The sequence below is a fragment of the Sphingobium sp. JS3065 genome, assembly GCF_026427355.1.
In the GTDB taxonomy this organism is placed as follows: domain Bacteria; phylum Pseudomonadota; class Alphaproteobacteria; order Sphingomonadales; family Sphingomonadaceae; genus Sphingobium.
Genome location: NZ_CP102665.1, coordinates 288803 through 302462 on the forward strand (window position 1 = coordinate 288803; position 13660 = coordinate 302462).

Sequence of the window (13660 nt, forward strand, 5' to 3'; positions counted from 1 at the left end):
CTTGCTCAGCCGCTTTTTCATCGAACGGCCGATCTTCGCCTGGGTCATCGCCATCGGCGTCATGATGGCTGGCCTGGGCGCGATGCTGACCCTGCCGATCGCCCAATATCCGGACATCGCCCCGCCGTCGGTCAACATCAACGCCAACTATCCGGGCGCATCGGCCGAAACCGTCGAAACCAGCGTCACCCAGGTCATCGAGCAGCAGTTGACCGGCATCGACGGCCTTATGTACTTCTCCTCCTCCTCGACCGCCAACGGCCAGTCGCGGATCACCGTCACCTTCAAGAAGGGCACCGATCCCGACACCGCGCAGGTGCAGGTGCAGAACAAGGTGCAACAGGCGCTGAGCCGCCTGCCCAACGCCGTGCAGCAGCAGGGGCTGACGGTCACCAAGTCGCAGACCGACTTCCTGATGCTGGTCGGCCTCTACGACAGGACCGACACGGCATCGCAGACCGATATCGCCGACTATCTGGTCAATAATTTCCAGGATTCGCTCGCCCGCATCGACGGCGTGGGGTCTTCGCAGATATTCGGTTCGCAATATGCGATACGCATCTGGCTGGACCCTTACAAGCTCGCCACCGTCAAGCTGATGCCGTCCGATGTGCAAAGCGCCATCGCCGCCCAGAATATAGAGGTTTCCGCCGGTCAGATCGGTGCCGACCCCGCTCCCGAAGGGCAACAGATCAACGCGACCGTCACCGCCCAGGCGCGGTTGCAGACGCCCGAACAGTTCCGCAACATCGTCGTCAAGACGCAGAGCGACGGATCGGTGGTCCACCTGTCCGACGTGGCGCGGGTTGAACTGGGCAATGAAAGCTACACTTCCTCCGCCCATCTGAACCGCCATCCCGCGTCGGGCATGGCGATCCAGCTTGCGCCTGGCGCCGACGCGCTCAAGACCGCCGAACTGGTCAAGGCGCGGGTGGAGGCGCTGTCCACCGACCTGCCCCATGGGTACACCGTGGTCTATCCGCGCGACACCACGCCCTTCATCAAGCTGTCGGTCGAGGAAGTCGTCCAGACGCTGATCGAGGCCGTCGGCCTGGTGGTCGTGGTGATGTTCCTCTTCCTGCAAAGCTGGCGCGCGACGCTGGTGCCCGCCATCGCCGTGCCGGTGGTGCTGCTCGGCACCTTCGGCGTGCTGGCGCTGTTCGGCTATTCGATCAACACGATGACGCTGTTCGGCATGGTGCTGGCCATCGGCTTGCTGGTCGATGACGCCATCGTCGTGGTCGAAAATGTCGAGCGGCTGATGGAGGAAGAGGGGCTTTCCCCCCGCGACGCCACGATCAAGTCGATGGAGGAGATCGGCAGCGCGCTGGTCGGCATCGCTCTGGTCCTGTCCGCCGTGCTGTTGCCCATGGCCTTTTTCGGCGGTTCGACCGGCGTCATCTATCGCCAATTCTCGATCACCATCATCTCCTCCATGCTGCTGTCGGTGCTGGTGGCGCTGATCCTTTCGCCCGCGCTTTGCGCCACGATCCTGAAACCCATAGCCAAGGAGCATCGCGACCGCGGCTGGACGGGCAAGTTCAACCGCTGGTTCGAACGGGTTACGCGCGGTTACATGGCGCGGCTGAACGGCTTCATCGGCCGCCGGACCTTCTTCTGGATCGGCTATGCCGTCCTGCTCGCGCTGCTCTGGCTGCTCTTCGTCCGCCTGCCCACCAGCTTCCTGCCGGTGGAGGATCAGGGGCAGGTGATGGTTCAGGTCACCTTGCCTGCGGGCGCCAAATCATCCCGCACCGCGGCGGCGGTGGAGAGCATCCAGAATTATTTCCTGAACGATGAAAAGGACAATGCCGATTTCATCTTCATTGCCCAGGGTTTCAGCTTCGCGGGCCAGGGCGAAAATACGGCGCAGGGCTTCATCAGCCTCTCCCCCTGGGACCAGCGCAAAGGCATGGCCAACAGCGCGACGATGATCGCGAACCGCGCCACGAAGCAGCTTGCCGCGATCCGCGACGCCAAGGCGCTGGCCATGACCCCGCCCCCCATTCGCGGCCTGGGCCAGTCCAACGGTTTCACCTTCGAACTGCTCAACAGCGGCGGCCTCAGCCGTGATCGTTTCCTCGCGCTGCGCAACCAGCTTATGAAGGCGGCGGCGGACAATCCCAAACTGGCGGGCGTGCGCGCCGCCACGCTGGAGGATACGCCCCAGCTCAAGGTGGACATCGATTCCGAAAAGCTCGCCGTGCTTGGCCTGACCCAAAGCAGCGTCAACAATGTACTGAGCGCCGCCTGGGGCAGTACCTATATCAACGATTTCGTCGACCGCGGCCGGGTGAAGCGCGTCTATATGCAGGCCGACGCGCCATTCCGCGCCCTGCCGACCGACCTGGACAATTGGCAGGTGCGGTCCGCCGCCACGGGCGAGATGGTGCCCTTCTCCGCCTTCGCCACCGCCCATTGGACGATGGGGCCGACCACCCTGTCGCGCTATAACGGCCAGCCCGCCTATGAAATTCAGGGCCAGGCCGCGCCCGGCGCCAGTTCCGGCGAGGCGATGGATGAAATGGTGAAGTTGCAGCAACAGCTTCCCGCCGGGACCAGCTATGCCTGGAGCGGCCTGTCCTTTCAGGAACAGCTTTCCGGCGGGCAGGCGCCGCTGCTCTACGGCCTGTCGGTGCTGGTGGTGTTCCTGTGCCTCGCCGCTCTTTATGAAAGCTGGTCTATCCCGCTCGCGGTGCTGTTGGTCATCCCGCTCGGCCTGATCGGCGCGGTGCTGGCGGTGACGCTGCGGGGGCTGGAAAACAACATCTATTTCCAGGTCGGCCTGCTGACCACCATGGGTTTGGCCGCGAAGAATGCGATCCTGATCGTGGAGTTCGCCGAACTTGCCTATCTGCAGGGGAAGGACGCCACGGCCGCCGCGCTGGAGGCTGCGCGCCTTCGATTCCGGCCGATCCTGATGACCTCGCTGGCATTCATCGCGGGTGTCCTCCCGCTTGCCATCGCGACCGGCGCGGGCGCGCAGAGCCGTGTCGCCATCGGCACGGCGGTCGTCGGCGGCATGCTGACCGCGACCGTGCTCGCCATCTTCTACGTCCCGCTCTTCTTCCTGACGATCATGCGCATCTTCAACCGCAAGGGCCAGCAGCCCGCTCCCGCCACGGAGGTTCCGGCATGAAGCGCGCCCTTCTGACCTTGTCCTCCATGGCCGCGCTGTCGGCCTGCAACATGGCGCCGCACTATGTTCGCCCCGCGCCGCCCGTGCCTGCCGGTTTCCCCAGCGGTCCGGCCTATGCACCTGTGGTCGCCACTGAAAAGCCAGGACTGCCCTGGACCGCTCTGGTGACCGATCCGCGCCTCAGGACGGTGATCGAACGTGCCCTCGCCAATAATCGCGACCTGCGCGCCGCGCTCGCCAATGTGGAGGCCGCCCGCGCCCAATATCAGGTCCAGCGCGCCGCCCAGCTTCCCGCCGTCACGGGCGAGGCAGCCGCCACCCTTTCCCGCCGGAACGACGACCGCCAGAATAGCTACAGCGCCGACATCGGCTTCAGCGCGTTTGAGATCGACCTGTTCGGCCGGGTGAAAAACCTGACCCGGTCGGCGCTGGAATCCTATCTCGCGACGGAGGAAGGGGCGCGGGCGACCCGCATCACCCTGATCGCGGAGACGGCCACTGCCTATGCGACACTGGCCGCCGACCAGGAACTGCTTGTCCTTTCCCGCCAGACCCTGACCAGCGCCGAACGCACACTGGCTCTTGTCCAGTCGCTGAACGGCGCGGGGCTGACCGGCAAGCTGGACGTGCATCAGGCCGAAACCACGGTGGAACAGGCGCGCAGCGACATCGCCGCGAACGTTACCCAAGTGGCGCAGGACCGGAACGCGCTCGACCTGCTGGCCGGCGCACCGGTCGAGGACGCCCTGCTGCCCCCATCGCTCGAAGCGCTGACCGGGGGCATCGCGAAGACGCCCGCAGGCCTTTCCTCCGACGTGCTGCTGCAACGCCCCGACGTGCTTCAGGCGGAACATCAGCTCAAGGCCGCCAATGCCGATATCGGCGCGGCCCGCGCCGCCATGTTCCCGAAGATCAGCCTCACGGCCGCCATCGGCGTGGCGAGTTCGGCCCTGTCCTCGCTCTTCACCAACGGCGGGTTCGCCTGGTCCGCCGCGCCGTCCGCCTCCATGCCGGTCTTCGGCGGCGGTGCGCGGGGCAATCTCGACTACAGCAAGGCGCAACGCGACATCAGCCTTGCCCAATATGAAAGGGCGATCCAGACCGCGTTCCAGGAAGTGTCCGACGCCCTGGCCCGCGAAGGCACGATAGACGATCAGCAGGCCGCGCAGCAGCGCCTGGTCCTCGCCAGCCAGCGCAGCTACGCCCTGGCGGACGAACGCTATCGCGCTGGCATCGACACCTTCCTCAACAGTTTGACCAGCCAGCGCAGCCTCTACAACGCCCGGCAAAGCGCCATCGCGACGAACTTAACGCTGATCCGCAACCGCATCCTGCTCTATCGCGTGATCGGCGCGGATTTCGCGGGAGGATGACGGTTCTATCAACGTCGGAAGTTTGCCAAGTCGCACCATCACCCCTTCAACGTCAGCGGCAACCCCGCCGCGAGAAATACGACCTCCCGACATAGTGTCGCCATCCGCTGGTTGAGCCATCCCGCCTCGTCCCGGAATCGCCGGGCCAGCGCATTGTCCGGCACGATGCCCAGACCCACTTCATTGGCCACCAATATGACAGGGACGGGACACGCCGCCACCGCCTCCGCCAGAGCGCCCCGCGCCGCCGCAATATCCGCCTCCGCCAGCATCACATTGGTGAGCCAGAGCGTCAGGCAGTCGACCAGGATCGCGTCAGCCCGGCCCGCCGCTTCGGACAGCGCGCCCGCCAGGTCCATGGGCGCGTCCAGGGTCAGCCAGCGGCTGCCGCGCTCGCTCCGGTGGCGCGCGATCCGTTCCTCCATCTCCGCGTCGAAGGCCTGCGCCGTCGCGATATAGGCCAGCCTGCCGCCTGCGACGGCCTCGCATCGCTCCTGCGCATAGCGGCTCTTGCCGGAGCGGCATCCGCCCAGCACCAGCAACATGGTCATCCGATACTCTCCCAAATCGCGGCCAGGCCCCACAGGATGAGGCAGGCCCTTAGGTAGATGCGGAGCGCTGCGCGCATCGCGGCGACATCCGCTTCGCCGCCCGTGCCGATCCATGGCTTGTCATGCAACGCGCCGTCATAGCGGATCGGCCCGGCCAGCCTGATCCCCAGCGCCCCGGCCATGGCCGCTTCCGGCCAACCCGCATTGGGCGAGGCATGCCGCCGATGATCCCGCCGCATCGCGGCCCATCCTCCCCCGCCCGCGATGCAAAGGACAAGGCCCGCCAGCCGCGCAGGCGCCCAGTTCAGCAGATCGTCGAACCGCGCCGCCGCCCAGCCGAAGTCGGTAAAGGGCGCTTCCTTGTGTCCGACCATGCTGTCGGCGGTGTTCACGGCCTTATAGGCCCAGATGCCCGGCAACCCCAACAGAACCAGCCAGAATAGCGGCGCCACGATCCCGTCGCAGAAGCTCTCGGCCAGACTCTCTATCCCGGCCCGGGCGACGCCCGCTTCATCCAGCGCATTCGTGTCGCGCCCCACGATACGGCCCACCGCCTGCCGCGCCGCATCCAGATCGCCCTTCGCCAGAGCGCGCATCACGGGCGTCACATGCGCATAAAGGCTGCGCTGCGCCAGCGCTGGCCAGGCCGCCGCCGCCAGCCAGACCCACGCCATATCCCCGGCCCATCGGCGGATTCCCCATTCCACCGCAAGGCCGCAGCCACCCGCGACGCCCAGCAACAGCAACAGCAGGGCAATTCCAGCCCATCGCCGATTCGGGCCGCTCCATGCTACCCGGTTCCACCGCCGCTCCACCGCGCCGATGATCCGCGCAAAGCCACCCACCGGATGCCCGATCCGCGCATAAAGCCAGCCCGGCCAGCCCAGAGCGGCGTCCAGCATCAGCGCCGCCAGCGCCACCGGTTCAGCCATCGGCCAAGGCCCGGTCGAGCCGGGTCAGCGCCGCCGCGTCTCCGGGCAGGCCAAGCCGCAACCAGCGCCCATTCTCCGCGAAGGGCCGCGTCAGGATCGCCCGCCGGGCCAGCCTGTCGAACAGGGCCGGTCCATCCTCCACCTCGATCAGCCGGAACAGCGGACACGCCCCTTGCGCGGCCAGCCCATGGCGCGCCAGCACCTCATCCAGTTGCGCCGCGCCCTCCGCCAGGGTCGCAATCGCCCGTTCGATCCACGCCCGGTCGCCATAGGCAGCCCGCCCGAACGCGATCGCCGCCGCAGAGACCGGCCATTCCCCCAGCATCCGCCGCGCCTCCGCGACGATGGCCCGCGGCCCGATCAGAAAGCCCAGCCGCACGCCCGCCAGTCCGAAAAACTTGCCGAAGGATCGCAGCAGGATCAGCCGCCGCCCGTCCCCCACCTCGCCCGCCAGGCTGCATGACGGCATGACATCGGCATAGGCTTCGTCGACGATCAGCCATCCCCTTGCCCGTTCTAGCCCGTCCAGCCGCTCCAGCAGGCGGGCGGGCGGCAGGACGCGCCCATCGGGATTGTTCGGATTGGCGAGCAGCAGGGCGATCGCTTCCGCAGGTGCGTCTTCCCCGGCGGCGAGCGGGCGGCCCTGCGCGAAAATCTCTCCATGGGTGCGATAGCTGGGCGTCAGCCATCGGCCGGGCATGTCCAGCATCCGGCCCACCAATCGCAAACCGGCTTCGCTGCCGGGCACGGTGCAGAGGTGATCGGGATCGACCCCGAAATAGGCCGCCGCCGCCGCCTCCAGCGCTGCCAGATCATGCGGGTCCGGCAGGCATCGCCAATCGACGGAGACAAGATCGGCCCCCGGCCAGGTCAGCGGGCTGATCCCGGTCGACAGGTCGATCCAGTCCGCGCCGCCATAGACCGCGCGCGCCTCGGCCAGCCGCCCGCCATGCCAGGTGAAGCCGCTCATCGCACCAGCACCATCGCGGCCAGCAGGCCGCTTTCCAGCAGTTCGATGCCCGCGCCATGCCCATCCCCGGAAATGCCGCCGATCCGCGACCGCAGCCATAGACCCCAGAGCGGAATCAGCAGGGCCGCCGCCCATAAGGCCGGAACCCTAAAGCTCAGCATCAGGCCCAGCATTGCCCAAAGGATGAGAGGACCGGCCCGCCAGCCCGCCCGGAACCGGCTCGCCAGCCCTTCGTGCAGCGGCGGCAGCCATCGCGTCCAGACCAGCGGCCCGATCCGCGCCGCCATCGCCACGGGGGCCAGCATCCACAGCGGAAAATTTTCCACCCACAGCCGCAGCAGCACCAGCTTGGCCAGCAATTGCAGCCCGATGGCGACCACGCCGAAACTGCCGATATGCGGATCGGCCAGGACCGCCGACAGGCGCGTCCGGTCGCCATGCGCCGCCCCCGCCGCATCCGCGATGTCGCCCAATCCGTCCAGATGCAGCCCCCCGGTGACGGCGACCCAGGCCAGCAGGCCGAACAGCGCGCCCGCCCAGGGATCGATCCGGACGCCAAGACCGGCGGCGCCCGCGACGATCAGGCCCACGGCGATGCCCGTGGCGGGAAACCAACGGATCGCGGCGGCGAAATCCGCTTCATCGACCTCCAGCGCGGGCAAGGGCAGCCGCGTCATCAATTGCAGCGCCAGCACCAGCCTCTTCATGAGATCAGCCCCGTCATCTGCGCGCCCGCCCATTCCGACGGCTGCTCCCCCGGCCAGACCCGCAGGCTCAGCACCGCGCCATAGGGCAGGTCGACCGCCCAGCCCTGCCGCACGTCGAAACCGCACAGAACCGCCAGCGCCGCCCGCATCGCCCCGGCATGGCAGATCACCAGCGCCGGCTCAGCCAGGTCGCCCAGCCCATCCCTTATCCGGGCGCGAAGGTCAGTCCAGCTTTCCCCTCCCGGTGGCGGAAAGCCGTCCGGATCGTCCCAGAAGCGAGCCAGATCGGCGGCAGGCAGGGATGCCGGGTCGGCCCCCTCCCAACGCCCGAAATGCAGTTCCCGCCAGCGCCCGTCGACGGCATGGCGGACGCCCCGCTCCGCCGCGATGATCGCGCCCGGCGCTCTTGCCCGGGAGAGGTCGGACGTCACGACCTGCGTAAAGTCCAGTCCCCGCGCCCGCTCGACGCAAAGCGCGATCCCCTCCGCTTCCGGCGGGGCGTCCAGATGCCCCAGCAGCCGCCCGGCAAGTTGCGGCGCGCCATGGCGCATCAGGTGGATGGGGAAAGCGCTCACAGCGCGCCAGCCACTGCCGCTTCCGCAAAGGTCGCCATGCCCCCATGCGCCGCCAGCGCCGACCGCAGGATCTGCGCCGCGACCGCCGCGCCGCTGCCCTCGCCCAGCCGCATGTCCAGCCGCAGCAGCGGTTCCAGCCCCAGCGCCGCCAGCAGCCGCCCATGCCCACCCTCGGCCGACATATGCGCCGCCAGGCAATGACCGACGATGGCCGGATTATCCTTCGCCAGCGGAGCGACCGCCGCGCAGCCGATGAAGCCGTCCAGCATTACCGGCACGCGCAGCATCCGCGCCGCCAGCACGGCCCCCGCCAGCGCCGCGATCTCGCGCCCGCCCAGCCGCCGCAACGTTTCGAAGGCGTCGCTGCAATGCGCCCCATGCAGGGCGAGCGCCAGCGCCACCGCTTGCGCCTTGCGCGCCAGTCCATCGCCGTCCACGCCTGTCCCGCGCCCCACCCAATGCTCCGCCGCGCCGCCAAAGCTTTGCGCGCAGAGCGCTGCCGCCGGGGTGCTGTTGGCGATGCCCATCTCTCCCGGCAGCAGCAGGTCGAGACCGGGTTCGACCGCCGCCGCCCCGGCATTGATCGCGGCCAGGCATTCCGCCTCGCTCATCGCGGCTTCGGCGCAAATATCCCTCGTGGGCCGTTCCAGATCGAGCGCCACCACGGTCAGTTCCGCACCGCAGGCTCCCGCCAGGGCATTGATCGCCGCGCCGCCATGGCGGAAATTCGCGACCATCTGGGCCGTGACCTCCGCCGGGAAGGCGCTGACGCCCCGCGCCGCCACGCCATGATTGCCCGCGAAGATCGCGGCGCGGATGCGCTCGGCCCGGGGCTTTTCCCGCCCCTGCCAGCCCGCCATGAACAGGGCGATCTCCTCCAGCCGCCCCAGCGATCCGGCGGGCTTCGTCAGTGCCGCCTGCCGCGCCGCCGCCGCCGCGCCCGCGCTTTCGTCCGGCGCTGGCAAATCCGCCAGCGCGGCGGCAAAGGCATCGCGATCGTTAAAGCGGATCATGTGCAGACGAAGCCTTCCGGCGGGGTGCGGACGATGAAATGCCCCTTCACCCCCTGCGGCCAGTCGGCATAGCGCACGACGCCCTCCTCGCTCGCGGCATGGCGCACCGCATAATCCAGTATCGCGCGCGCGGCTTCCTCGTCCGGCGTGAAGTCGCCCAGGACATAGCCGACCTTGCCAGGCCCCCGGAGATGCACCGTGCAATGCCGTTCGCAGGCGAAGAGGCAGGGCATGTCGTGCACCGCGACCGCCGCATAGGCCGGATCGCCGTCGCGCAATTTGCGAAGCGCTTCGGACAGCACCGCGCCGCCGCGCCGTCCGGTCTCATCCTCCCTGCTTTCCGCCGACAGTCGGCAGGTCGAGCAGACGACGACGGACGCACCGTCTTCTACAGCCCGCAACATCAGCGACAGTTCCGCAATTCAGTCATTCCACATCCTCCGCCCGACGGCAAATGCCCCGACGGCACATCAGGCAAGAAGAAGACCGGCGCCGGACAGACGACAGGATTCCCCCTGCGCGGTTGCACCGGCAAGGCGATGGCTGTCGCTCGGCGAGGGGAACCCCGTTCGGCCGGCACACCCTGTCCGGTCGAAGAACGACTGCGTCAGGCAGGTCTCCTGGCTCACGGGTCGATGCTTCCCGGCCGCCTTCTCGGAACCCGATGGGTCCAATGGCGTGATGGCCGGATGGCTCGCCGCTTACAGTTGCAGGGGCAGCGCGGGCTTCACCCGACTTCCCTTTTCATCCCCTTGCGGGGAACCTGTCGCGCCTCTGCTGATAGTGATCGCCTGGCCCCATCGCAAGGGGGGATAAGGCGCGACGAGGGGTCGGTCTGCGATGGCGCGATGGTTGGACTTCTCTCTTTGCGCGCAAACTGCTATAATTTGCCAGAATAAGGGAGAGGACCATGGCGAATCTGACGCGGTGGATGGATTGGTTTTGCGGGCTTTTCGCCTGCACAGCGGAAAATGACCTGCGGATCAACAGCCTGATCACGCACGTCTCTTCCGACGCCAAGGACCGCTGAACCGCTTCGGCGCGCCCCGGCGCGCCTTCAGAATTTCACCCCCAGCCGCGTATAATAGAAGCCGCCGCTGAGGCCAAAGGGCGCGAAATTGCCGTAAAGGCCCAGTTCCGTATTTGCCTGCACCACGCCGATCGTTATAGCTATAGGCGGCGTCGGCCGTGGACATGATGTCATCCTTTCCTGCCATGAAGCTCCCGATGCGGGGCGACGGGAAAAGCGTATGAAATCCTGTCAGGAAAATCCCATGATTATTTCTTGATCCTCTATGACCGCTCATGAACAGCGGACATGGGTCATCGAGCAATTTCAATACAGCGCTTCACCGGGAACCGAAAGATCAGGCGGCTCCCCGACAACCCCCGCGCCTCAGGCAAAACGGGCGAGCAACTGGTTGAGCAGCGGGCGCAACCGCCGGATTTCGTCGCGATGCGTGGCCGACAGCTTCGCCAACAGGTCCAGCGCATCGGGCGTCAGTTGCAACTGCGCCCGGCGCCGATCCGTCGCGCTGGCATGGCGCGTCACCAGCCCCAGCTTCTCCAGCCGGTCGACCAGCCCGGTGGCGCTATGCGGTTTCAGCAACAGACGACGAGCGATATAGCCGACCGTTGCCTCCTCCGCAGGCGCGGCGCGGAGGGCGAGCAAAGCCTGGTGCTGCTGCGGCGTCAGCCCCATCTGCGCCGCCCGTTCGCTGCTGAAGGCCTGGAACTGGCGCAGCGCGAAGCGGAATTCCGCCAGAGCCGCATAGTCCTCGTCTTTCAATGTGACGCCGTCTTGTTCCATGGGACTTTCATCTTGAGCCGTCGTGCTGCGATATAATCGCAGAGCCGCCATAGCAACAAAGAGTGATTGGCGTGATTCGGGAATGCCCCGCTTGCGGCCTACTCGCCCTGCGGAACTGGAACCTACGCCGCCTGATGGCGGCGCAGGGTTTTCCGTTTACCGATAAATTACCTTTTTCACGGCCTCGACGACCTTGTCTGGATTGACGATGGCGGCCTTTTCGAGGTTTGCGGCATAGGGTAGCGGCACGTCTTCATTGGTGACGCGCAGCACCGGGGCGTCGAGATCGTCGAACCCCTGTTCCATCACCACGGCGGCGATCTCCGAGGCGATCGAGCAGACCGGCCAGCCCTCCTCCACCACCACCAGGCGGTTGGTCTTCTTCACGCTCTCCAAGACCGTCGCCGTGTCCAGCGGGCGCAGCGTGCGCAGGTCGATCACCTCCGCGTCGACGCCCTCGCCCGCCAGCTTTTCCGCCGCCTCCAGCGCGACGCCCACGCCGATGGAGTAGCTCACCAGCGTCACGTCCCGTCCCTCGCGCACGATCCGCGCCTTGCCGATCGGCAGGACATAATCGTCGACCTGCGGCACGTCGAAGCTGCGGCCATAGACCAGCTCATTCTCCAGGAACACCACCGGGTCGTCCGAGCGGATCGCCGCCTTGAGCAGACCCTTGGCATCGGCCGCGTCATAGGGCGCGATCACGATCAGGCCGGGAACCGACGCATACCAGGGTCCGTAATTCTGGCTGTGCTGCGCGCCGACCCGGCTCGCCGCGCCATTGGGACCGCGGAATACGATGGGGCAGCGCATCTGGCCGCCCGACATGTAGTTGGTCTTGGCCGCCGAGTTGATGATATGGTCGATCGCCTGCATCGCGAAGTTGAAGGTCATGAACTCGACGATCGGCTTCAAACCGCCCATCGCCGCGCCCGCGCCGATGCCGGCAAAGCCATATTCGGTGATCGGCGTATCGATCACCCGCCTGGCCCCGAACTCCTCCAGCAGGCCCTGCGTCACCTTGTAGGCGCCCTGATATTCCGCGACCTCCTCGCCCATCACGAAGACCCGCTCGTCCCGCCGCATCTCCTCCGCCATGGCGTCGCGCAGCGCTTCGCGCACCGTCGTCTTCGCATAGTCCGTGCCTTCGGGCAGCGCCGGATCCTTGACGGGCGCCCTGGCTTCGACGGGCGGCTTGGGCGCGGGCGTGGCTTCGACCTTCGCAGGCGCTTGCGCCTTCGGGGCCGGGGCGGCTTCAACCGCCTCGCCCGCGCCTTCGCCCGCCATCGTCGCGATCACCGTGCCGACCTTCACCCCTTCGGTGCCCTCGGCCACCATGATCTGGCCGATCCGGCCTTCGTCCACCGCTTCGAATTCCATCGTCGCCTTGTCGGTCTCGATCTCGGCCAATATGTCGCCCGAGCGGACCTCATCGCCTGCCTTCACCAGCCATTTGGCCAGCGTGCCTTCCTCCATCGTCGGCGACAGCGCCGGCATCCTGATCTCGATACCCATCAATATTGCTCCACCAGCACGTCGGTATAAAGCTCGTGCGGCTCCGGTTCGGGAGAGGTTTCGGCAAAGTCCGCCGCGTCGCTGACGATTTTGCGGATGTCCTGGTCGATCTTCTTGAGTTCGTCCTCGGACACACCGGCTTGCGCCAGATATTTCTTTACCCCCTCGATCGGGTCGGACTTGTCGCGCATCGACTGCACTTCCTCGCGCGAGCGGTACTTGGCCGGGTCGGACATCGAATGGCCGCGATAGCGGTAGGTCTTCATCTCCAGCAGGATCGGGCCATTGCCCGCCTGCACCCATTTGAGCGCTTCCTCGGTCGCGCCGCGCACCGCCAGCACGTCCATGCCGTTCACCTGGATGCCCGGAATGCGGAAGCTTTCGCCGCGCCGGTAAAGCTGGTCCTCCGCCGAGGAGCGGTTGACGCTGGTGCCCATCGCATATTGGTTGTTCTCGATCACGAAGATGATCGGCAGCTTCCACAGCTCGGCCATGTTGAAGCTTTCATAGACCTGGCCCTGATTGGCCGCGCCGTCGCCGAAATAGGCGACGCACACGCCGCCATCTCCATTATATTTGTGCGCGAAGCCCAGCCCCGCGCCCAGCGACACCTGCGCGCCGACGATGCCGTGGCCGCCGTAGAATTTATGCTCGACGCTGAACATGTGCATCGAACCGCCCTTGCCCCGCGAAATGCCCGCTTCCCGGCCGGTCAGTTCCGCCATGATCACATTGGGATCGATCCCATAGGCCAGCATATGGCCATGGTCGCGATAGCCCGTGATCACGCTGTCCTTGCCAGGCTCCAGCGCCGACTGGATGCCCACCGCCACCGCTTCCTGGCCAATGTACAAATGGCAGAAACCGCCGATCAGCCCCAGGCCGTACAACTGACCCGCCTTCTCCTCGAAACGGCGGATCAGCACCATCTGCCGGTAAAATTCCAGCAACTCCTCCACCGTCGCATTATAAGCGACCGGGGCTTCGGGGCGTTTGCGGTTATGGTCGGCTGGTGGAGGCGCGTTGCGCGCGGAACGGGCAGTCTTGTTCGTCATTTCCTGTCCCTTGTTCCAGC

At 66.7% G+C, this 13660-nt stretch carries 12 protein-coding genes and 1 riboswitch; of the genes, 2 read left to right on the plus strand and 10 right to left on the minus strand.

The window, feature by feature from the left end; genetic code table 11:
* The first annotated feature begins 1 nt into the window (after position 1).
* Complete coding sequence (locus NUH86_RS18720) at positions 2 to 3139, plus strand: efflux RND transporter permease subunit (protein WP_267252825.1); 3138 nt, start codon at positions 2 to 4, stop codon at positions 3137 to 3139.
* On the plus strand, positions 3136 to 4512 hold the full coding sequence (locus NUH86_RS18725; protein ID WP_267252826.1) for an efflux transporter outer membrane subunit: 1377 nt from the start codon (positions 3136 to 3138) through the stop codon (positions 4510 to 4512). The genes NUH86_RS18720 and NUH86_RS18725 overlap by 4 nt, the downstream gene beginning before the upstream one ends.
* 38 nt (positions 4513 to 4550) lie before the next feature.
* Here the strand turns inward: NUH86_RS18725 and cobU are convergent, their stop codons facing one another.
* From cobU to pdhA, 10 genes are all read right to left on the minus strand, one after another.
* Positions 4551 to 5063, minus strand: a complete 513-nt coding sequence (gene cobU / locus NUH86_RS18730; RefSeq protein ID WP_267252827.1) for a bifunctional adenosylcobinamide kinase/adenosylcobinamide-phosphate guanylyltransferase — start codon at positions 5061 to 5063, stop codon at positions 4551 to 4553.
* Positions 5060 to 5995, minus strand: a complete 936-nt coding sequence (gene cbiB, locus NUH86_RS18735) for an adenosylcobinamide-phosphate synthase CbiB (RefSeq protein WP_267252828.1) — start codon at positions 5993 to 5995, stop codon at positions 5060 to 5062. The genes cobU and cbiB overlap by 4 nt, the downstream gene beginning before the upstream one ends.
* Complete coding sequence (locus tag NUH86_RS18740; RefSeq protein ID WP_267252829.1) at positions 5988 to 6965, minus strand: aminotransferase class I/II-fold pyridoxal phosphate-dependent enzyme; 978 nt, start codon at positions 6963 to 6965, stop codon at positions 5988 to 5990. Before NUH86_RS18740 ends, cbiB begins: the two co-directional genes overlap by 8 nt.
* Complete coding sequence (locus tag NUH86_RS18745) at positions 6962 to 7672, minus strand: adenosylcobinamide-GDP ribazoletransferase (RefSeq protein ID WP_267252830.1); 711 nt, start codon at positions 7670 to 7672, stop codon at positions 6962 to 6964. The genes NUH86_RS18740 and NUH86_RS18745 overlap by 4 nt, the downstream gene beginning before the upstream one ends.
* Positions 7669 to 8247, minus strand: a complete 579-nt coding sequence (locus tag NUH86_RS18750; protein WP_267252831.1) for a histidine phosphatase family protein — start codon at positions 8245 to 8247, stop codon at positions 7669 to 7671. Before NUH86_RS18750 ends, NUH86_RS18745 begins: the two co-directional genes overlap by 4 nt.
* Positions 8244 to 9260, minus strand: coding sequence for a nicotinate-nucleotide--dimethylbenzimidazole phosphoribosyltransferase (cobT, locus tag NUH86_RS18755; RefSeq protein ID WP_267252832.1), 1017 nt, complete (start codon positions 9258 to 9260; stop codon positions 8244 to 8246). Before cobT ends, NUH86_RS18750 begins: the two co-directional genes overlap by 4 nt.
* Positions 9257 to 9664 carry a DUF1636 domain-containing protein gene (locus NUH86_RS18760; RefSeq protein WP_267252833.1) on the minus strand — a complete coding sequence of 136 codons (408 nt, stop codon included), beginning with the start codon at positions 9662 to 9664 and terminating at the stop codon, positions 9257 to 9259. The genes cobT and NUH86_RS18760 overlap by 4 nt, the downstream gene beginning before the upstream one ends.
* 188 nt (positions 9665 to 9852) lie before the next feature.
* Positions 9853 to 10042, minus strand: a riboswitch (cobalamin riboswitch).
* Between the two features lie 614 nt (positions 10043 to 10656).
* The gene (locus NUH86_RS18765; protein WP_267252834.1) at positions 10657 to 11070 is read right to left on the minus strand and encodes a MarR family winged helix-turn-helix transcriptional regulator; all 414 of its coding nucleotides are present in this window, start codon (positions 11068 to 11070) and stop codon (positions 10657 to 10659) included.
* Between the two features lie 156 nt (positions 11071 to 11226).
* Positions 11227 to 12585, minus strand: coding sequence for a pyruvate dehydrogenase complex E1 component subunit beta (locus NUH86_RS18770; RefSeq protein ID WP_267252835.1), 1359 nt, complete (start codon positions 12583 to 12585; stop codon positions 11227 to 11229).
* The gene (gene pdhA / locus NUH86_RS18775) at positions 12585 to 13640 is read right to left on the minus strand and encodes a pyruvate dehydrogenase (acetyl-transferring) E1 component subunit alpha (RefSeq protein ID WP_267252836.1); all 1056 of its coding nucleotides are present in this window, start codon (positions 13638 to 13640) and stop codon (positions 12585 to 12587) included. Before pdhA ends, NUH86_RS18770 begins: the two co-directional genes overlap by 1 nt.
* Positions 13641 to 13660: the final 20 nt, after the last annotated feature.